A 21265-nucleotide genomic window follows, 5' to 3' on the forward strand; every position below is an offset into this window, starting at 1 on the left:
GTAGCGCCGCTGACTTCGGGTTAACTCCCCCGCTGCCCACGCCGGGGTGGCCCTCATGCGTCGGACAAGTGCGCGATCGTTGCGCGGGCGCGGCGCTGGGCCCCGGCCGGGATGTCCTTGACGATCGGTTCCAGGAAGGCGAACCGACGCACATACTGGCTGGACTGCCGTTCTTTCCTGGCGTTGGCACGCTGCCACCAATCGGCAATGTCTCCCCATCCCGGGGCAGCAAGCGAGCCTCCCACCTGCTGGACCGCCAGTGAGGCGCACAGGTTCGCGAACCGCAGCCGGTCCCCCAGGGTCCACCCCGCCAGGCATCCCACGATGAAGGCCGCCCCAAAGCAGTCCCCTGCCCCTGTGGGATCGGCGGCGGACACCGGCAGGGAGGGAACCCACTCTTCCTCCCCGGTCAGTGAGTCCACTGCCACTGCTCCCTGGGAGCCAAGGGTCACCACGGCCACGGGAACCCTGTCCGCCAGGGAATACAGCGCAGCCCAAGGATCGTCCTTGCCGGTGAAGGCCATTGCTTCGGGAGCATTGGGCAAAAAGGCGTGGAAGTTCTCCAGTTGCTCCAGCCTGCGTTCGGACCATTCCCCGGTGGGATCCCAGCCCACCACGCCAAACAACTTGGTGCCCGCGGACTTGGCGGCAAGCATCCACGGCTCCAGGTCCTCCCCCAGATCAGCCACTGCTGCGAGCGCTTCCGGCGGTGTGCCGATGAGCTCGGAGGCGCTGATCGGTGCGGGGTGGCCGTGGGTCACCATGGATCTGTCCTGGTTGACGCACATGGAAACGGTCACCGGCGAATGCCAGCCGGCAATGCGACGGGAGCGCGACAGGTCCACATGCTCCTGGTTCTCGAGGATCTGCCAGTTGTAATCGCCGTAGCCGTCGTCACCGAACGTTGCCGCCAGGTGGGTGCGCAGTCCAAGCCGTGAGGCCGCAATCGCCTGGTTTGCCACCCCACCGGGACAACTTCCCATTCCCTCGCTCCACACCTCTGTTCCCGGCTCCGGGGCATGCGGCAGGCCGGTGAAAATGATGTCCTGGAAAACTGTCCCCGTGAGCAGGAGGTCGCACCGGTTGTTGCCGTCCTGCCGGACAGCGGCCAGGGGGTCGTAACGTCGCTGGGGAATGGCCTCCATGCACGGCACACTACTCCGCGCCTTCCGGGCTGCATAGACTCTGAGCATGCGGCTCATGATCGCCGGCGGTGGCGGCTTCCGGGTTCCCCTTGTTTACCGTGCTTTGTGCTCGGCTCCATTCGCGGGGCTGATCAGTACGGTGGTCCTCTACGATGTGGACGCTGCACGGCTGGCGGCTATCCAAGCCGTCCTGGAGGACATGCCCGCCGGTGATGCGCCCAGTCCGGCAATTGTTGCCACCACCGATCTTCAGCATGCGCTGGAAGGGACCGGGATGGTGTTCGCGGCCATCCGTCCCGGAGGGACACTGGGACGGATGGCCGACGAAAAGGTGGCCTTGGACCTCGGCCTGCTGGGCCAGGAAACCACCGGCGCAGGCGGGATCTCCTATGCCCTGCGGTCCGTCCCGCCCATGCTCGAACTCGCCTGGGCCATGTGCCGGTATTGTCCCTCGGCATGGCTCATCAACTTCACCAACCCGGCAGGAATCATCACGGAAGCCCTGGTTCCCGTGCTGGGAAAGCGCGTGATCGGGATCTGCGATTCTGCCGGCGGCCTGGTCCAGCGGGCTGCCCGCACGGCAGGAGCGCCGTTGCCGGAAGGAAGGCTCGACGGCGTGGGCTACTTCGGGCTTAACCACCTCGGTTGGCTCTACCGCTTGGCGCCCGGCGGAAAGGACCTCCTGCCCGGACTGCTGGAAGACCCGCGGGCCCTGGCCACCATGGAAGAGGGCCGCTTGTTTGGCTCCGGAGTACTGCAGCGCCTTGGCTGCCTGCCCAACGAGTACCTGTATTACTACTACCAAACAGCGCAAGCCACTGCCGCCATCAAGCAGCAAAGCGAAACGCGTGGAGCGTCCATCCACCAGCAGCAAAGCTCGTTGTATCCCGTGCTTCCCCAGGCAGACCACCCGTACGCCGCCTGGGACTCGGCCCGCCGGTCCCGGGAGGAAGGCTACCTCGCTGAAGCCAGGGTGCACGGTGAGGAACGGAATGAGGCGGACCTCGCAGGAGGCGGGTATGAGCGGGTGGCGTTGTCCGTGATGCGTGCGCTCACCGGCGGCGGGGCCGCCCAGTTGATCCTGAACGTTCCCAATTCGCCCGTGGCGCCCACCGCCGGCCAGGACACAGCGGACGTTGCCGTAACCGGGCTGCCGGGAGACGCCGTCGTCGAGGTCCCCTGTGAAGTAACGCCCGACGGCGCTGTGCCGCTCGCGCAGGAACGTCCGGACGGGCAATTCCTCACATTGATGACGCGCGTCAAGGACGTTGAGCGGTTGGTGATCACCTCCGTGCGGGACGGCGAGCGCGATGCCGCGGTGCAGGCCTTTGCGGCGCATCCGCTGGTGGGCTCGGCACGGTTGGGGAGCCAACTCCTGGACGGATACGAGGCCGCTTTTCCCGAGGTCCGCCGACTGTGGCGCTGACTTGGCCTAGAGCTTCCGGTACATGACGTGGAGGCCCACGTAGCCGATTTCAGGGTGGTCGAAAGCCTCCGGCACGGTTGCCAGGATCTTGAACCCCATGGACTGCCACAACCACACAGCACGGACGTTGCTTTCCACCACTGCGTTGTACTGCATGGAACGGAAACCCGCGGCCTTCGCCTGTTCCAGGGAATAGGCGCACAGGGCCCGGGCGATTCCCTGGCCGGAATTGTTGGCCCCCACCATGTACCCGGCGTTGGCTACATGGCGTCCGCCCCCGGCCTGGTTCGCGTGGAACTCTCCCGTTCCCAGGATCCGGCCTGCGTCCTTTCCACCGGCCCGGGCCACGGCCACAAAGGTTTGGCCCGGGGCTTCCTTGGTCCACTTGTCCCGGGCTTCCCCTTCTGTGGTGTCGCGATCCCAGGTGAACGTTTCCCCCTCGCGGATCACGGGTTCCAGAATTGACCAGATGCCCGGCCAGTCCCCGGAAGTTGCCGGGCGGATCTCGAAATTCTGTTCTTGGGTCACAGCGCCCACGCTAGCAGTGTTGTCCACATAGCGGGGTTGCCGGATCGCTGCCTCGCCGGGCAGGAGTACTGTTTTCTGCAGGGCGAAAATGTCCTGTGATGTGAGTGTGAGGAGGATACGGGTGCCATTGATCCGCCGTGTGGCCTTCTTGTCATTGCATACCTCTCCCATGGAGCAACCCGGGTCGGGGGACGCCGGTGGAATGAACGTCTACGTGCGGGCCCTTGCCGTGGCACTGGCGGAGACCGGTGTGGAGGTGGAAATCTTCACTCGATCCACCAAAGCCAACCAGCCCGCCGTCGAACATCCCGGTCCCGGAGTCTGCGTCCACAACGTCATGGCCGGTCCGCCCCGCAAAATTCCCAAGGAGGAACTGCCGGAACTCCTCCACCACATGGTGCAGGAAATCGACAAGATCCGGCAGCAGCAACTGCGCGCCCGTTACGATGCCATCCACTCCCACTACTGGGTGTCCGGGGTGGCGGGGCTGGAATTGTCGGAGCTGTGGGACGTTCCGCTCATCCACACCATGCACACCATGGCGAAAGTGAAGAACCTCGTCCTGGAATCAGGAGAGCGGCCCGAGCCGCGCCGCCGTGAAGACGGCGAGCAAAGGATCGTCAATGGCGCCGCCCGGCTGATCGCCAACACACCCACCGAGGCGGAGGAACTCGTGTCCCACTATGGCGCGGACCGCGATCACATCGATGTTGCGCCGCCGGGGGTGGACCTGAAGGTCTTCACGCCATCGTTCCGCAAGAAATCGCGGGCACTCCGCGGTGTCCGGCCGCACAGCTTCCACATCCTGTTCGCGGGCCGCATCCAGCGCCTCAAAGGCCCACAAGTCTTCGTCAAAGCCGCCGGAATTCTGCGCCAACGCCGCCCGGACATTGATCTGGAAATGACCATTTTGGGATCGCTGAGTGGTTCCAAGGATTTCAACCTCCAGCACATCATCCACGAGGCCGGGCTGGAGGACGTTGTCACCCATAGGCCTCCCGTGGTGGCCCCCGAGCTCGCCAGCTGGTTCCGTTCCGCCGACGTTGTGGTCATGCCGTCCTTCAGCGAATCGTTCGGCCTGGTGGCCTTGGAAGCACAGGCGTGCGGAACACCCGTAGTAGCAACCAACGTGGGTGGCTTGTCGCGGGCGGTATCGGACGGTCGGACGGGGATTTTGGTGGAAGGGCACCATCCCTCCGACTGGGCTGACGCCTTGGAGGACCTGTATGACGACGTCCAGACCCGGGAGGGCATGGGACGGCTCGCGGCTACCCATGCGGAATCGTTCGGTTGGCAGCGCACCGCCGCCATCACCTTGGAGAGCTACCGGGAAGCCGTGGGAGGCTTGCTGGTACCCCGGCGCTGAGCCCTCAACCGTTTGTGTCCCCGCTGCTGGTAGATTGACGCGCACAGCCCATGAAGCCTGCGGCCGCATCCCGGCCGCACGCAACCAGCCGGAGGACAACGATGTCTGAACAGAAAACCTTGAGCGACCTCGAGATTGCCCGCAAAGCAACCATGAAACCCATTCAGGACGTTGCCCTGCAGGCCGGAATTCCCGTGGAAGCCCTGGAACTGTATGGGCCTTACAAAGCCAAGGTCAATCCGGCAAAGCTCGAGCCCACCAGCGGCAAAGCGCCCGGCAAGGTGGTGCTCGTCTCGGCCATGTCACCCACACCTGCTGGCGAGGGAAAATCCACCACCACCGTTGGCCTCGCCGACTCCCTGGCGCGGGCCGGTCACCGGGTCATGATCGCCCTGCGAGAGCCGTCCCTGGGACCCATCCTCGGAATGAAGGGCGGCGCCACGGGCGGGGGCTATTCCCAAGTGCTTCCCATGGACGACATCAACCTGCATTTCACCGGTGACTTCCACGCGATCACCTCGGCCAACAACGCCCTCATGGCCTTGGTGGACAACCACATCTTCCAAGGCAACGCCCTGAACATCGACTCCCGGCGCATGACCTTCAAGCGGGTGCTGGACATGAACGACCGCGCACTGCGGGAAGTGGTCATCGGGTTGGGTGGACCGGCGCAGGGCGTACCTCGGCAGGACGGCTTCGACATCACGGTGGCCTCGGAAATCATGGCCGTTTTCTGTCTCGCCACGGATCTTGACGACCTCCGCTCCCGGCTGGGTCGGATCACCTTCGGCTACACCTATGACCGCACACCGGTGACCGTCGCCCACCTGGGGGTGGAAGGTGCCCTCACCATGCTCCTGAAGGACGCCATCAAACCCAACCTGGTGCAGACCATCGCCGGCACCCCGGCCCTGGTTCACGGGGGCCCATTCGCCAACATCGCCCACGGATGCAACTCCCTGATCGCCACCCGGACCGCCATGTCACTTGCCGATGTAGTGGTCACCGAGGCCGGCTTCGGCGCCGACCTTGGAGCCGAAAAGTACATGGACATCAAGGCGCGGGTGGCAGAAGTGGCGCCAACCGCCGTCGTTATCGTGGCCACCATCCGCGCCCTGAAGATGCAGGGCGGAGTGCCCAAGGACCAGCTTGCCGGGCCCAACCCGGACGCCATGGAGGCCGGAGTGGAGAACCTGCGGCGCCACATCCACAACGTGGCAAAATTCGGGATCTCCCCCATCGTGTCCATCAACAAGTTCGCCACCGACACGGCGGAGGAACTTCAGTGGCTCCTCGCGTGGTGCGCCGCGGAAGGTGTGGCTGCAGCAGTCGCCGATGTGTGGGGCCGCGGCGGAGGAGGCGACGGCGGCGACGAGCTCGCCGCGAAGGTTGCCGCTGCTCTTGATGCACCCGGCGAGTTCCGGCATCTCTACCCGTTGGAGCTCTCAGTGGAGGACAAGATCCGCACCATCGTCCAGGAGATCTACGGAGCCGATGGCGTGGATTTCTCTGTGCCGGCCCTCAAGCGGCTCGCTGACATCGAGAAGAACGGCTGGTCAGGCTTGCCCGTGTGCATGGCCAAAACCCAGTACTCCTTCACCGACGACGCCTCCATGCTGGGCGCTCCCAAAGGTTTCAAGGTCCACGTCCGGGACCTCATCCCCAAGACCGGTGCGGGGTTCATCGTGGCCTTGACGGGTGCCGTGATGACTATGCCCGGGCTGCCCAAGGAACCGGCCGCGATGCGCATGGACGTCGACGCCGACGGCAACCCCACCGGCCTCTTCTAACCCCACAACCGGCCCTCTCTCACATCCCCACCCCCAAACCCGGGTCGCTCTCTCACATCCCACCCCCAAACCCGGCGGGATGTGAGAGAGGAACCACCAAAAGGCGACGGGATGTGAGAGAGGAACCACCAAAAGGCGACGGGATGTGAGAGAGGAACCACCAAAAGGGGGCGGGACGTGAGAGAGGAACACAACGCCCCCGCTTCGCCGTGAAGTTCACGGGAAACGGGGGCCTTCGGAAGTGCTGCGGCGTCAGCGCCGGGATTTGGTGCCCGGGGTTCAGCGCTCGATGTCACCACGGATAAAGGCTTCAACCTTTTCGCGGGCAAGGTCATCGTTGAACTGCTCCGGAGGCGACTTCATGAAGTAGCTGGAAGCGGACAACAGCGGGCCGCCGATGCCACGGTCCAGGCCGATCTTGGCAGCCCGGATGGCATCGATGATCACACCGGCAGAGTTCGGCGAATCCCACACCTCGAGCTTGTACTCGAGGGAAACAGGCGCGTCACCGAAATTACGGCCTTCCAGGCGCACGAAGGCCCACTTGCGGTCGTCGAGCCAGGCAACGTAATCGGACGGGCCGATGTGAACGTCGTCGGCGTGGAGCTCGGCCTCGACGTTGGAGGTCACGGCCTGCGTCTTGGAGATCTTCTTCGATTCCAGCCGATCGCGCTCAAGCATGTTCTTGAAGTCCATGTTGCCGCCAACGTTGAGCTGGTACGTGCGGTCCAGGGTGACGCCGCGGTCTTCGAAGAGCTTGGCCATGACGCGGTGGGTGATGGTGGCACCGATCTGGCTCTTGATGTCATCGCCAACAATCGGGATTCCGGCCTCGGTGAACTTGTCGGCCCATTCCTTGGTGCCTGCAATGAACACCGGAAGGGCGTTCACGAAGGCAACACCAGCGTCGATGGCGCACTGGGCGTAGAACTTGGCCGCCTGGTCGGAGCCGACAGGCAAGTAGCAGACCATGACGTCGGCCTTGGCTTCGCGAAGGGCCGCGACGATGTCCACGGCTTCCTCGGGAGCTTCAACGATGGTTTCGCGGTAGTACTTGCCCAGGCCGTCAAGGGTGTGGCCGCGCTGGACGGTGACGCCGGTGGAAGGGACGTCGGCAATCTTGATGGTGTTGTTTTCGCTGGCACCAATGGCGTCTGCAAGGTCCAGGCCCACTTTTTTGCTGTCGACATCGAAAGCAGCAACGAACTGAACATCGTTGACGTGGTACTGGCCGAACTCGACGTGCATCAGACCCGGAATGGTGGCCTTGGGGTCAGCGTCGCGGTAGTACTGAACACCTTGGACCAGCGATGCGGCGCAGTTTCCTACGCCGACTATGGCAACACGAATCGGATGTGAAGACACGGAACTCCTTTTGAGAAAAAACCTCAGGGTGCCAGGCGCAGCCCCGACTAGGGTTCAGGGCTCGACAACAGGCACGGCGCCATTTGGCGCACACTTGCATTGTAGCCAACACAACAGGGGCCGGGTTTGTTCCCCGGCCCCTGCTACTGAAGTTAACCCGCGCAGGCTATTTCTGAGCCCACAGGTTGATATCCGATTCAACGGCGAATTCGTCGATCGCGTTCAGCTCATCGGAAGTAAATGCCAGGTTGTTGATGGCACTGAGGGTGTCCTCGAGTTGCGCCACGCTTGACGCGCCCACCAGCGCGGATGTCACCGGCGAACCCTTGGGCTGGTCCCGGAGGATCCAGGCGATGGCCATCTGGGCCAGCGTCTGTCCCCGGCCTTCAGCGATTGCTTTCAGGCCCCGCACACGGTCCAGCTTGTCCTCGGTCAGTTGCGACTCAGAAAGGAAACGTTCCTTTGCGGCCCGGGAATCGGCGGGCACTCCATTGAGGTACCGGTCGGTGAGCATGCCCTGCGCCAGCGGCGAGAAGGCGATTGAGCCGGCACCCACCTGGTCGAGGGCCTCGTAGAGGTTGGGGGAACCATTTTCGGTCCATCGGTTCAGCATGGAGTAGCTGGGCTGGTGGATGAGCAAGGGGGTCCCGAGTTCCTTGAGGATCCGCGCCGCTTCGATGGTCTGCTCCGGTGTGTAGGAGGAGATGCCTGCGTACAGCGCCTTGCCTGACCGGACAGCGTAGTCCAAAGCGCCCATGGTTTCTTCCAGAGGAGTCTCCGGATCGGGGCGGTGGCTGTAGAAGATATCCACGTAGTCAAGGCCCATGCGGCCAAGGGACTGGTCAAGGCTGGAGATCAGGTTCTTGCGTGATCCCCATTCCCCATAGGGACCGGGCCACATGTAGTAGCCGGCCTTGGTGGAAATGATGAGCTCATCGCGGTATGGCTTGAAGTCATCCTTGAGGTGGCGGCCAAAGTTGGTCTCGGCGGATCCGTCCGGCGGCCCGTAGTTGTTGGCGAGGTCGAAGTGGGTCACCCCAAGGTCGAACGCCCGGCGCAGGATGGCGCGCTGCTCGTCAAAACGCTTGTCGTCACCGAAGTTGTGCCAGAGGCCCAGCGAGATGGCGGGGAGCTTGAGTCCACTGCGTCCAACGCGGCGGTAGGGCATGGTTTCATAGCGGTTTTCCGCGGCCGAATAAGTCATACCTACCATCCTGCCACCGCAGTTACGGGGGTGACGGCGCCGTCCGCAATGTGGGCGCCGTCACCTCCGCTCGGTACTCGGTTCAGGCGACGCGTACGACGGCGGCGCTGGACCCGGGCAGGGTCAAAGTCGCCTCTTCCAGAACTGCTTCGCCGTCGGTTGCCAGTAGCAGGGACCCTGCCACCGGCGTCGAGAGTGTTTCGTCCCCGAAATTGCAGATCACTCGAACATCGCCGCGGGACATCTGCAGCCAGTGCTCGTCGTCGTCGAACTCCACGGACGTATCCCCGAAGCCGCCTTCCACGAGTTCCGGCGTTTCGCGGCGCAACTGTGCCAAATCCTTGTAGAGCTGCAGCAAGCGTGCGTGGTGCCCCTGGGAGGCTTCGTCCCAGTTGAGCTTGGAGCGCTCGAACGTTTCCGGGTCCTGCGGGTCGGGGACGACGTTCGGATCCCACCCCATGCGCTCGAATTCCTTGATGCGTCCCTCAGCCGTGGCCTTGCCCAATTCCGGTTCGGGGTGGGACGTGAAGAACTGCCAAGGAGTGGTGGCGCCGTATTCCTCACCCATGAACAGCATGGGTGTGAACGGGGAGGTCATGGTCAGCACTGCACCGATGGCCAGCTTTCCGTAGGACAAGGAAGCCGTGAGCCGGTCTCCTATGGCACGGTTCCCGATCTGGTCGTGATTCTGCAGGCAGACCACAAGCGCTGACGGGTGGGCGAGGTCGTGCCGGATGGGCCGGCCGTGGTGCCTGCCACGGAAGCTTGAGTAGCTGCCGTCGTGCAGGAAACCGTGCTCCAGGACTTTCGCCAGGACGGCCAAAGAATCGAAGTCCGAATAATACCCGGTGGTTTCGCCGCTGAGGTTGACGTGGACGGCATGGTGGAAGTCGTCGCTCCACTGGCCGTCCAAGCCGTACCCGTTGTCCTTCCGGGGGTAAATCAGGCGTGGGTTGTTGAGGTCCGACTCCGCTACCAGGGTTTTGCCAACACCGGTTTCCGTTTCGATCCGGTCCGCCAAGGCACCGAATTCCTCCAGGATGTGCACTGCCCGCTCATCACGAAGGGCATGGACAGCGTCCAGCCTGAGTCCGTCCACGTGGTAATCCCGGAGCCACATGGCGGCGTTGTCCAGGATGTAGCGGCGGACGTCGTCAGAGCCTGGGCCGTCCAGGTTCACGGAGTCGCCCCATGTGTTGCCTTCCCCTGACTTCAGGTACGGCCCGAAGTTGGGAAGGTAGTTTCCGCTGGGTCCAAGGTGGTTGTAGACCACGTCCTGGATGACGCCCAAGCCGGCAGCGTGGGCGGCATCCACGAAACGCTGGTACGCGGCCGGGCCACCATAGGGCTCATGCACCGCGTACCAGAGCACGCCGTCGTAGCCCCAGTTGTGGACTCCGTTGAAACCGTTGACCGGCAACAGTTCCACGAAGTCCACGCCCAGGTCCACCAGGTAATCAAGCTTCGTGGCGGCAGCATCCAGCGTGCCTTCCGGGGTGAAGGTTCCCAGATGCAACTCGTAGATGACCGAGCCCTTGAGTTCCCGGCCCTTCCACCCACCGTCTTCCCACTGATGGGCTGAGGGATCAAAGGTGGAGGACAACCCATGGACTCCCTCCGGTTGCCTCCGCGAGCGGGGGTCCGGGAAGGGTCCTTCGCCATCAATCAGGTAGCCGTACGCGACGTCGCCTGCCGTGGCGGACACAGCGTCCGACGGCGCGCGCCACCAACCGGACGCGGCGCCGTCGTAATGGTGCTCCATGGCGTATTCCCGGCCGTCCGCCACCAAGCGGACCGAATCAGCGTTCGGTGCCCAGACGTCGTAACGGTCATTTCCAGCAGCGTGCTCCAGCATCATGCTCCCTTTGGATGTTTCAAGCGTGTGTTGCAGTGACGGTGTTGGTGGTTTCGGATCAGTCCGTGGGAACCAACAGTGCTACGGGGTATCGACCCAGCAGTGTTGCCAGCTGAACAGATCCGGCACCGTAAGTGGCCCCGGTGAGTTCATCGCGGACTCCGGTTGCCAGCTCAATGGCCGTATCCCGCCAACCGCCGTCGCCTGCCAGTCGCTTGGGCAGACGGGTAGCCACCGTGATGGCCCCCGGCTTGTCCTGTCCGCGATCAAACGCAACAACGTGGGCAGCGGCCTCGCCCCGTGCCTCCACTCCGCGGTACCCGCCGAACAATTCCGGCCGGTCCCTGCGGAGCCTCAACGCCCGGGAGACCACCAGCATCTTGGCGGCTTCCTCCGTGACGTCGGGCTGCTGTCCCGCGTCCAGGGCGGCCAGGGTTGCCACGCGGGCCTGGAAGTCCACGGGACGCCGGTTGTCCGGATCGGTCAGGGACCCATCACGGAACTCGGTGCCCTGGTAAACGTCCGGTACGCCCGGCATGGTGAGCTGGACCAACTTGGCGGACAGTGAGTTGGAGGTGCCGTAAGGTTCCAGCTCCGCCACGAAGTTTTCCAAAGCCCCGGCGACTTCCGGGACGTCGAACACGGCGTCGACGGCGGCAGCCAGGTGACGCTCGAACTCCGGGTCAGGATCGGTCCAGTTGGTGGAGTTCCCTGCTTCCCGTGCGGCCTTCAGCGCGTAGCCCTGAAGACGTTCACGGTCAGCCGGCCAGGCACCGGCGATTGCCTGCCACACCAGCGCAGCCAACGGACCATCCGGGATGGGTGCCAGGTCCTGGACAGTTCCCAGGAAGAGCTCCCACTCCGGAACCGCTTCCGAGATGACTGAGATCCGGGCCCTGGCGTCCTCGCTGCGCTTGGTGTCGTGCGTGCTCAAGGTGGTCATGGACAACGGCATTTCAGCGTTGCGAACCGCCATCCGCAGATGGAAGTCTGCCGTAGCCAACGCAAACTCGGTGGGCTCAGCGCCCACTTCTGTCAGGGTGCCCAGCCGGGTGTACCTGAAGAAGGCTGTATCCTCAACGCCCTTGGCCATGACCATGCCCGAGGTTTGCTGGAAGCGCCGGGCGAGCTCCCCGGAGGTATCCAGCAGATGGGGCTGGAGCACCTCAAGGATGTCCTTGAGTTCCGGCCGGGACTGCGCAGCGGAACGGACTGCCTCTTCCAGGATCTCCCTGCCATGCGGCAGGTAGGTGCGGTAGACCGGGAAGCAGCAAATGATCTCCGCGATCGCATCTGCCGCCTGGTCCTGCGGGAGGTTCGCCTCGGCCGGAACCAGCCTGGCGAGCCGCAGAACCTCGGACCTCAGGATGCCGTCCGCAATCCGGCGCTTGGTGTCATGGATCATCAGGTGGTAATCGGCCGGTTCGTCAGCGTCGCGGAGCCTGGCGTCCAGGGAGTCCAGGAATTCCTCGGCCGCAGGATCAACAAACAGGCGGTCTACGTCGGCCAGCGCGTCGTAGCCTGTGGTGCCTTCACAAATGAAGGTTCCGGGCAGCTTTTCTCCGGGTTCCAGAATCTTCTCCACCAGCAAGTACGCTCCACCGGTCACTTCGCGAAGACGCTTCAGGTACCCCTCGGGATCGGCCAGGCCGTCCGGGTGGTCAATCCTCAGGCCATCAACAAGGCCTTCATCAAACCAACGGACAATTTCCTGGTGTGCCTCGTCAAAGACCCAGGGCACTTCCACGCGGACTCCGGCCAGTGTGTTGACAGCGAAGAACCGGCGGTAGTTCAGCTCGGCATCTGCCCGCCGCCAGCCCACCAACTCATAGTGCTGCCGGGAGTGAACATCGCGGGCGCTGTCACCGTCGCTGTACGTGCCGTCAGCCAAGGGGAAGCGGTGATCGTAATAGTGCAGCTCGCCGTCAACGACCTTGAGGTCGTCAAGGTCGTCGTCGCTGCCCAGGACGGGGACGCGGACCTTGCCGCCGCCGAACTCCCAGTCAACGTCAAAGGCTTCGGCGTACTTGGAGCCCCTGCCTTCCTTCAACAGCTGCCACCACCAGGCGTTCTGCGCCGGAGTGGCCACGCCCATGTGGTTGGGCACGATGTCCGCCAGGACTCCCAACCCGTGATCGTGGGCCGCCCTGGCCAGGGCAGACAGGCCCTCAGCACCGCCGCGGGCCGGATCCACGCTGGTCAGATCCGTGACGTCGTACCCGTGGTCCGAGCCTTCTTCGGCGGTCAGGACGGGAGAAACGTAAACCCAATCCACTCCCAACGATTTCAGGTATCCCGTGAGTTTGGCCGCATCCTGAAGGGTGAAGCCTGACCTGATCTGGAGACGGTACGTGGAGACCGGAGTCCTCATGATTCCGTCGCTTCCCCGGAGTCGTCACCCTTGTAGTCGAACGGCAGGGAGGTGACAGCAGGAGCGGTGATGGATGCCGTTTCAGGCGTGCTGGTTTGGGTCAGCGCGGCCAGTGATGCAGCCACCGAATGGTCGGGCTCGACCTCGGGCTGGAGGTGGGCTCGGAGAACCACCAGGGATTTGCCGCTTACCTTCAGGTGCTGCTCGGGCTTGATGACGCCGGCTTCGGCTCCCTGTCCAGCGGTGTCGATCATGACGTCCCACGCCGGGGCGTATTCGTCGGAGGGGATGCGGAAGTCCACGTCCTCCTGGTCGGCGTTGAAGTAGAGCAGGAAGTTGACGTCCGTGATGCGGCGGCCCTGGGTGTCGAGGCCGTTGATGCCGTCTCCGTTCAGGAACACACCCACGGAGCGGCCAAAGGCTTCATCCCAGTCGGAGGGGCTCATGGTGGTTCCGTCGGCGTCCAACCATACGATATCCGGGAGCCTCTCGCCTTCGCCCCGGAGGACCGGGCGCCCGTCGAAGAAGCGGCTGCGGCGCAGGCTGGGGTGCTTGGCGCGCAGGGCACTCACGGCAGCAGTGAATTCAATCAGCGGCTGGTCGACGTTTTCCCAGTTGATCCAGGTCAGCTCGGAGTCCTGGCAGTACCCGTTGTTGTTGCCGTTCTGGGTCCTGCCGAGCTCGTCACCGTGCAGGAGCATGGGGACACCCTGCGAGAGGAACAATGAGGCGATGAAGTTCCTCTGCTGGCGGGCACGCAGGGCCAGCACTGTGGGATCGTCCGTAGGTCCTTCTTCGCCGCAGTTCCACGAGCGGTTGTGGGATTCGCCGTCGTTGTTGTCCTCGCCGTTGGCGTCGTTGTGCTTCTCGTTGTAGGACACCAGGTCCATCAACGTGAAGCCATCGTGTGCCGTGACGAAGTTGATGGAGGCGAACGGGCGTCGGCCCGAGTGCTCGTAGAGATCGGCCGATCCCGTGAGGCGGGAAGCAAACTCGCCCAGGGTGGACGGCTCGCCGCGCCAGAAGTCGCGGACGGTGTCGCGGTACTTGCCGTTCCATTCCGTCCATTGCGGCGGGAAGTTGCCTACCTGGTAGCCGCCGGGGCCAACATCCCACGGCTCAGCGATGAGCTTCACCTGGGAAACCACCGGGTCCTGCTGGATGAGTTCGAAGAACGTGGAGAGCTTGTCGACGTCGTAGAACTCACGGGCCAGGGTGGACGCGAGGTCGAAGCGGAAGCCGTCAACGTGCATTTCCGTAACCCAGTAGCGGAGGGAGTCCATCAGCAACTGGAGGGAATGCGGGCTGCGGACGTTGAGCGAGTTTCCGGTGCCCGTGTAGTCCATGTAGTACTTCTGGTCGTCTTCCACCAGCCGGTAGTACGCGGAGTTGTCGATGCCCTTGAAGGACAAGGTGGGGCCCAGGTGGTTCCCTTCGGCCGTGTGGTTGTACACGACGTCCAGGATCACTTCGATGCCGGCGCTGTGCAGCGCGCGGACCATGGCTTTGAAGTCCTGAACCTGCTGCCCGGTGTCACCCTTGGAGCTGTAGCTGTTGTGGGGTGCAAAGAACCCGATGGTGTTGTAGCCCCAGTAGTTGCTCAGGCCCTTGTCCTGCAGGATGCCATCGTTGACGAACTGGTGCACGGGCATGAGCTCAATGGCTGTGATGCCCAGCTTCTGCAGGTGCGAGATCACGGCGGGGTGCGCAACGCCCGCGTAGGTTCCGCGCTGCTCCTCCGGAACCTCGGGATGGGTCTGGGTAAGCCCCCTGACGTGTGCCTCGTAAATAACCGACTTGTGGTACGGAATCCTGGGAAGCTTGTCCCCGTCCCAGTCGAAGAACGGGTTGATGACGACGCCCAGCATCATGTGCGCTGCTGAGTCATCATCATTCCGGGACTCCGGGTCACCCATGGTGTAGGAGAACAGGGAGGGATCCCAGTCGATCTGCCGGTGCACAGCCTTGGCGTACGGGTCCAGGAGCAACTTGTTGGCGTTGAAACGTTGGCCCGCGTCAGGGTCATAGGGACCATGCACACGGTAGCCGTACTTCTGCCCCGGCTGAACCTGCGGCAGGTAGCAGTGCCACACGTAACCATCAACCTCTGTGAGCTCAACGCGGACTTCCGCGCCGTCGTCATCAAAGAGACACAACTCTACTTTTTCGGCCTTCTCGCTAAAAAGCGCGAAGTTGGTGCCGGTGCCATCGAATGTGGCGCCCAACGGATATGCCGATCCAGGCCAGACTTCCATGCGTTCTCCTCCAGATGATGCGAACAACTGTTGCAAGACTACAGAGGACCCCGGACACCAACAGTAACCTTAGGGTCTTGAAGTGTCGTATTCCGCGCTGAGCGTACCAATAACGCCCGGAAGTGCCGCCATGATGGCCGATGCTGTGACGGGACCGCCGCTGAAGGAGGCAGAAGCCGCTGCTCCCGCCCGTCCGTGCACGCTTGATGCCACCGCCGCTACAGCAGCCCACCGGTCGGGCCGCTCCAGTCCCAAAGCAGCGTAAGCGCCGTCGTCGTCGCCTATTGCTTCGGCGGCTTGCGACAACAAGGCGCCCAGGACGCCGGACAGAACGTCGCCGCTTCCAGCCGTTGCCATCCGGGCCGTGCCATCGGACTGGCTGAAAACCACGCCCGACGGCGACGCCACCAGTGTGGTGGCTCCCTTCAGGAGCACTGTGGCTCCGGTCAGCCGGGCCGCCTCACGTACCCAGTGCAAAGGATGCGATTCAACGTGGTCGCGGGTGCAGTGCACACCACGATCAGAGAGGAGTGTGGCGAGCTCGCCCGCGTGCGGGGTCAGGATCCACTGCGGCGGACAACGCCCGGGCAGGAGTCCCAGTGCCCCGGCATCGATTGCCACGGGCAGGTCGGCCGCCAAAGCAGCGTCCAGGGCATTGCCTGCCCTCTCCAACTGTTCCTCCCCGGCCACCCCGGGCCCCAGGACCCATGCCTGGACTCGGCCCGGATCGTCGGACTCCCAGAGTGCTTCAGGGGTACGGCCCAGCACCATCCGCGCTGCATCGTGTGGCCCCAGGTACCGCACCATGCCTGCCCCCGTGAGGGCCGCGGCGTGCACGCTGAGGACGGCAGCACCGGCAAAGCGGTCCGAGCCGGCCACCACGCCGAGGACACCGCGGGTGTACTTGTGTGCCCGGCGGGGCGGGCGGGGCAACAGCGTGCCAAGATCAGCGGAGGTGAGCCGGCGCACGGCAGCGTCTTTGGACGCCAAGTGGGGTTCAAGACCGATGGGCACCACCTCCACGCGCCCCGAGCAGCCCTCGCCCGGGTCCGCCATCAGCCCGGCCTTGGCTGCACCGAAGGTGACCGTAATATCCGCATCCAACACAGGCCAATGAACTTCACCCGTGGTGGGGTCCAGGCCGCTGGGAAGATCACAGGCAATGACCCGCCGTGGCGTCAGTTCACCGATCAACGCCACAAGTTCAGCCGACGTGCCGCGCAGGCCCCCGCGGGCTCCCGTGCCCAGCAGGGCATCGATCACCACGTCACTCCCCGCAGCCACCACAGCGATCTCTTCCACGTTCGCCGGTTCCAGCTCAAGGACCCGGCCACCGGCTCTGCCAAAAGCAGCCAGCGCCGCGGGATGGGCAGCAGCGTCGGCCAGTACCGCCGTCGTGCGCACCCCCCGCCCCGCCAGCAAGGCACCGGCATAGAGGCCGTCCCCGCCGTTGTTCCCCTTGCCGGTGAGTATCACCACGCTGGAGCCGGCAAGCTTCCGGTGGGCACGGACGTCGCGCACCACCGCTTGGGCCAGCCCGTACGCAGCCCGCTGCATGAGAACAGCGCCACCACCGGAGTCCAGGAGCGGTTGTTCCGCATCCCTGATCTGTTGTCCGGTGAAGGCGCTGATCATTGTTCTGTTATGCCTGTTCTAGCCCTCGGCAATGACCGTGGCAGTAGCTATGCCGCCGTCATGGCTGATGGACAGGTGCCAGCGCTTGACGCCCTTGGACTCGGCCACGGCCAGCACGGTGCCTTTGACCTGAACAGTGGGACCGTTCTGGTCAAGGCCGATCCAGCAGTCCTGCCAGTTCATGCCGGCCGGCGCGCCGAGCACCTTGGCCACGGCTTCCTTCGCTGCGAACCGGGCAGCCAAAGAGCGGGTGTTGAGCTCGCGTTCCGCGGGAACAAACAGACGGTCCCTGAGGCCGGGGGTCCGTTCCAATTGCTTGCCGAACCGCTCGATGTCTACAACGTCTACGCCAATGCCAACAATCATGGCGTTATTCTACGGTCACGCTCTTGGCGAGGTTACGCGGCTGGTCGACGTCGTAACCCTTCGCGCCGGCAAGTTCAGCAGCAAAGATCTGCAGCGGAACGGTGGTCAGCAGCGGCATCAGCAGCGTGGGCGTCTCCGGAACGTAGAACACGTGCTCTGCGTAGTCCTTGACCGACTCGTCGCCTTCTTCAGCGATCACCAGGGTGCGGGCACCGCGTGCACGGACTTCCTGGATGTTGCTGACCACCTTGGAGTGCAGGGAATCGCGGCCACGCGGGGACGGAACCACAACGAACACCGGCTGGCCATCGTCGATCAGGGCGATCGGACCATGCTTCAGCTCGCCTGCAGCGAATCCTTCAGCGTGGATGTAGGCAATTTCCTTGAGCTTCAAAGCGCCTTCAAGGGCAACCGGGTAGCCAACGTGGCGGCCGAGGAACAGCACGGACTTCTCGTCCTTCATGCTGCGGGCCAGTTCACGCAAGGGTCCTGCGTTGTCCAGGATGTGCTGGATCTTGGCCGGGATCTTGTTGAGGTCCGCGAGGACGTCCTTGATCTGGCCGGAGAAAATGTTTCCGCGCAGCTGGGCGAGGTAAAGGCCCAGCAGGTAGGCAGCAGTGATCTGTGCCAGGAAGGCCTTGGTGGAAGCAACAGCGATTTCCGGGCCGGCGTGGGTGTACAGCACGGCATCCGATTCACGCGGAATGGTGGAACCGTTGGTGTTGCAGATGGAGATCGTCTTGGCGCCTTGCTCGCGGGCGTAACGGACGGCCATCAGGGTGTCCATGGTCTCGCCGGACTGGCTGATGGACACCACCAGAGTGTTGGAGTCAACGATCGGATCGCGGTAGCGGAACTCGTGTGCCAGCTCCACCTCCGTGGGGATACGGCACCAGTTCTCGATTGCGTACTTGGCAACCAGGCCGGCGTAGGCAGCGGTACCGCATGCCAGGACAATGATCTTGTCCACCTGCTTGAGCAGTTCCGGATCGATGCGGAGTTCGTCGAGCGTCAGCTTGCCGTCGAGGTCGGAACGGCCCAGCAGGGTCTGCGCCACGGCGTCGGGCTGATCGTGGATTTCCTTCTCCATGAAGGAGTTGAAGCCACCCTTTTCAGCGGACGCCGGATCCCAGTCAACGTGGTATTCCTTGCCCTCGGCCGGTGCGCCGAAGAAGTCGGTGATCTCCACCGAGTCAGCCGAGATGGTGACGATCTGGTCCTGGCCCAGTTCCACGGCACGGCGGGTGTAGTCGATAAAGCCGGATACGTCGGAGCCGAGGAAGTTCTCACCTTCGCCAAGGCCAACCACCAGCGGGGAGTTGCGGCGGGCAGCAACGACGACGTCGGGCTGGTCGGCGTGGACTGCAAGGAGGGTGAAAGCGCCCTCGAGGCGCTGGCACGCGAGGCGCATCGCCTCGGTGAGGGTGCCGCCGTCGGCGAGCTGCGTGCGGAAGATGTCGCCCAAGAGCGCTGCTGCTACTTCGGTGTCGGTTTCGGATTCGAAGGTGACACCCTTGGCCAGCAGTTCCTGCTTGAGTTCAGCGAAGTTTTCGATGATGCCGTTGTGGATGACTGCCAGGCGGCCGCCGTCTGAGAGGTGAGGGTGCGCGTTGCGGTCCGTGGGACCGCCGTGCGTTGCCCAGCGGGTGTGACCGATACCGGTCAGGGATTCCGGGATGGGATTTTCTTCCAGTTCACCGATCAGGTTGCTCAGCTTGCCGGACTTTTTACGGGACGAAATTGCCCCGTCAGCCACCACTGCGACGCCAGCGGAGTCATAGCCGCGGTATTCAAGACGACGCAGCCCTTCCACGACGACGTCAAGGGCGCTGTGACCAGCTGCCTTGCGAGACGAATTGCCAACATAGCCTACGATTCCACACATGGGCACAAGCTTAGCGGCAACTGCAAACAACTGATGTGGGACGTCCCAGCTCCAGTGCCGGTTTAGAGACGATGGTCACGGACAGTTCACTTGTCCGTGGTCGCGCATTTCCTGATCAGCCACGCGAAGGGCAGAATCATGAGCGTGACTTTGCAACGCACCGAAGCCAACAGCGACGGCGCTTCCCCTTTTGTTGAGCTGGACCGCCAGACCTGGTCCCGGCTCGCAGCACAGATGGAGCAGCCCCTCAACGAAGAGGACATCTTCCGCCTGCGCGGCCTCGGAGACCCCTTGGACATGAAGGAGGTGCGGGAGGTCTACCTTCCCCTTTCCCGGCTCCTCCACCTCTACGTGCAGGCATCCCACCAACTCCACGCCGCCACCACCACGTTCCTGGGCGAGCAGACCCAGCGCACGCCTTTCGTGATCGGTGTGGCCGGCTCTGTGGCCGTGGGTAAGTCCACCATTGCCCGTGTGCTCCGCGAGATGCTCAGGCGCTGGCCCGGTACCCCCAACGTGGAACTGATCACCACGGACGGATTCCTCTACCCCCTGGGCGAGCTCAAGCGCCGGCATCTCCTTGAACGGAAGGGCTTTCCGGAGTCCTATGACCGCAGGGGGCTCCTGAGGTTCGTATCTGAAGTCAAAGGCGGCGCCGAGGAAGTGCGCGCCCCGTGGTACTCGCATGTCACCTATGACATTGTGCCCGGCAAGGAAGTGGTGGTCCGCCGCCCTGACGTCCTGATTGTGGAGGGCCTCAATGTCCTGGCACCCGCGCGCCCCCGCATGGATGGCAAGCAGGGCTTGGCCGTCAGCGACTTCTTCGACTTCTCCATCTACGTTGATGCCAAAACTTCCTACATCGAGGAGTGGTACGTGGACCGCTTCCGGAAACTGCGCAGTACGGCATTTGCCCAGCCGGAATCCTATTTCCACCGTTACGCCACGCTCTCCGATGATGACGCCGAATCAACGGCACGGGGAATCTGGAAGCGGATCAACGAACCCAACCTGGAAGAGAACGTGTTGCCTACCCGTGGACGGGCTCAACTGGTGCTCACCAAGGATGCGGATCACTCCATCCGGCGCATGCTGTTGAGGAAGGTCTAGCGTGGTTTCACCGGCCGGAAAACTGCCGGGCCCCGGACCCCTGCCGAGCCGCCGCGCCTTCGCCGGGTTCCTTGCCGCAGGGGCCTCCATGGCTGCCGTGGCCGCCTGTTCCGGGCCAGGAACCGCCCCCTCCCCCGCTGCAGGCACAGGGGCCACGCCAGGACTTGCCTCCGCATCGCCGTCAGCAATGCCCACCGCCAATGCCACCCCGTCCGCCGCGCCCACCACGGAGGCCGCAGCATCCGAGGTACCAAGCAGCCCCTCTCCTTCCAGCACCGCGGCCAGGCAGTTCTCCATCACCGATCCCACCAGCCCATGGGTGGTGGTCAACAAGCACAGACCGTTGAACCCGCGGGATTTCGTCCCCGCCGACCTTGTGCAGCCGTCCATCCGCCTGGCGGTGGGCGGTGAAGCTGCCCTCCTCAACAGCACGACGGCGGCCGCCGCGGAAAAGATGTTCGCGGCCGCGGCCGCCGATGGGGTCGTGATGACCCTCGCATCGGGTTACCGCTCCTACGCCACCCAGGTGACCACCTACAACGGTTACGTTGCCAGCACCGGACAGGCCGCCGCGGACCGCGCCTCTGCCCGCCCGGGACATTCCGAGCACCAGACCGGGTGGTCCTTTGATATTGGCGACGGCGGCGGGGTATGCAGCTTCCAGCCGTGCTTCGCCGAGCAACCCGCCGCCACTTGGGCTAAAGCCAACGGCGCCCGGTTCGGCTTCGTGGTGCGGTACCCCTGGATGTTCCACGACACTACCGGCTACTTCTACGAGTCCTGGCACCTGCGGTACATCGGGGTGGAGGCCGCTACTGACATGGCCGCCCGCGGGATCTCCACGCTGGAAGAGTATTTCGGGCTGGAAGCAGCCCCGGACTACCTTTAGGACGAAGCAAAGGCCCGTCCCGGTGATCAGAACAGCAGATCAGCCGGGGACGGGCCTTTGTTGATTCTTCGGACG

At 63.8% G+C, this 21265-nt stretch carries 15 protein-coding genes; 5 read left to right on the forward strand and 10 right to left on the reverse strand.

Annotation, left to right across the window (positions count from 1 at the left end; all coding sequences use genetic code 11):
• Positions 1–53 precede the first annotated feature (53 nt).
• Positions 54–1145, reverse strand: a complete 1092-nt coding sequence (locus tag JOE60_RS12790; protein WP_239528858.1) for a carbohydrate kinase family protein — start codon at positions 1143–1145, stop codon at positions 54–56.
• 46 nt (positions 1146–1191) lie between these two features.
• Here JOE60_RS12790 and JOE60_RS12795 point away from each other — a divergent pair, with 46 nt between their 5' ends.
• A complete protein-coding gene (locus JOE60_RS12795; RefSeq protein WP_167263476.1) occupies positions 1192–2571 on the forward strand; it encodes a family 4 glycosyl hydrolase in 1380 nt (459 codons plus the stop codon).
• 6 nt (positions 2572–2577) lie between these two features.
• Here JOE60_RS12795 and JOE60_RS12800 read toward each other — a convergent pair whose 3' ends face one another.
• On the reverse strand, positions 2578–3108 hold the full coding sequence (locus tag JOE60_RS12800) for a GNAT family N-acetyltransferase (protein WP_167263478.1): 531 nt from the start codon (positions 3106–3108) through the stop codon (positions 2578–2580).
• A gap of 112 nt (positions 3109–3220) precedes the next feature.
• Here JOE60_RS12800 and mshA point away from each other — a divergent pair, with 112 nt between their 5' ends.
• A complete protein-coding gene (gene mshA, locus JOE60_RS12805) occupies positions 3221–4465 on the forward strand; it encodes a D-inositol-3-phosphate glycosyltransferase (protein ID WP_167263480.1) in 1245 nt (414 codons plus the stop codon).
• Between the two features lie 101 nt (positions 4466–4566).
• Complete coding sequence (locus JOE60_RS12810) at positions 4567–6255, forward strand: formate--tetrahydrofolate ligase (RefSeq protein WP_167263482.1); 1689 nt, start codon at positions 4567–4569, stop codon at positions 6253–6255.
• Between the two features lie 279 nt (positions 6256–6534).
• Here JOE60_RS12810 and JOE60_RS12815 read toward each other — a convergent pair whose 3' ends face one another.
• From JOE60_RS12815 to glmS, 8 genes are all read right to left on the reverse strand, one after another.
• Positions 6535–7620, reverse strand: coding sequence for an inositol-3-phosphate synthase (locus JOE60_RS12815; RefSeq protein ID WP_167263484.1), 1086 nt, complete (start codon positions 7618–7620; stop codon positions 6535–6537).
• 166 nt (positions 7621–7786) lie between these two features.
• A complete protein-coding gene (mgrA, locus tag JOE60_RS12820; protein WP_167263486.1) occupies positions 7787–8824 on the reverse strand; it encodes an L-glyceraldehyde 3-phosphate reductase in 1038 nt (345 codons plus the stop codon).
• Positions 8825–8906: 82 nt separating this feature from the next.
• Complete coding sequence (treZ, locus tag JOE60_RS12825; RefSeq protein WP_167264179.1) at positions 8907–10679, reverse strand: malto-oligosyltrehalose trehalohydrolase; 1773 nt, start codon at positions 10677–10679, stop codon at positions 8907–8909.
• 58 nt (positions 10680–10737) lie between these two features.
• Positions 10738–13050 (reverse strand): malto-oligosyltrehalose synthase, encoded by a 2313-nt coding sequence (gene treY / locus JOE60_RS12830; protein WP_167263488.1) that lies wholly within the window; start codon positions 13048–13050, stop codon positions 10738–10740.
• Positions 13047–15305 carry a glycogen debranching protein GlgX gene (glgX, locus tag JOE60_RS12835; protein WP_167263489.1) on the reverse strand — a complete coding sequence of 753 codons (2259 nt, stop codon included), beginning with the start codon at positions 15303–15305 and terminating at the stop codon, positions 13047–13049. The genes treY and glgX overlap by 4 nt, the downstream gene beginning before the upstream one ends.
• A 69-nt stretch (positions 15306–15374) precedes the next feature.
• Positions 15375–16940: an NAD(P)H-hydrate epimerase gene (locus tag JOE60_RS12840; RefSeq protein ID WP_204814927.1), complete on the reverse strand. Its 1566-nt coding sequence runs from the start codon at positions 16938–16940 to the stop codon at positions 15375–15377.
• Between the two features lie 18 nt (positions 16941–16958).
• Positions 16959–17306, reverse strand: a complete 348-nt coding sequence (locus tag JOE60_RS12845; RefSeq protein ID WP_167263491.1) for a holo-ACP synthase — start codon at positions 17304–17306, stop codon at positions 16959–16961.
• A gap of 4 nt (positions 17307–17310) precedes the next feature.
• Positions 17311–19191, reverse strand: a complete 1881-nt coding sequence (glmS, locus tag JOE60_RS12850; protein ID WP_167263493.1) for a glutamine--fructose-6-phosphate transaminase (isomerizing) — start codon at positions 19189–19191, stop codon at positions 17311–17313.
• A gap of 138 nt (positions 19192–19329) precedes the next feature.
• Here glmS and coaA point away from each other — a divergent pair, with 138 nt between their 5' ends.
• Together coaA and JOE60_RS12860 are read left to right on the forward strand one after the other, a co-directional pair.
• Positions 19330–20301 (forward strand): type I pantothenate kinase, encoded by a 972-nt coding sequence (gene coaA / locus JOE60_RS12855; protein WP_167263495.1) that lies wholly within the window; start codon positions 19330–19332, stop codon positions 20299–20301.
• A gap of 1 nt (position 20302) precedes the next feature.
• Positions 20303–21190 carry a M15 family metallopeptidase gene (locus tag JOE60_RS12860; protein ID WP_420851392.1) on the forward strand — a complete coding sequence of 296 codons (888 nt, stop codon included), beginning with the start codon at positions 20303–20305 and terminating at the stop codon, positions 21188–21190.
• Positions 21191–21265: the final 75 nt, after the last annotated feature.

Origin of the sequence: Paenarthrobacter ilicis (assembly GCF_016907545.1) — a bacterium.
Taxonomy (GTDB): Bacteria; Actinomycetota; Actinomycetes; order Actinomycetales; family Micrococcaceae; genus Arthrobacter; species Arthrobacter ilicis.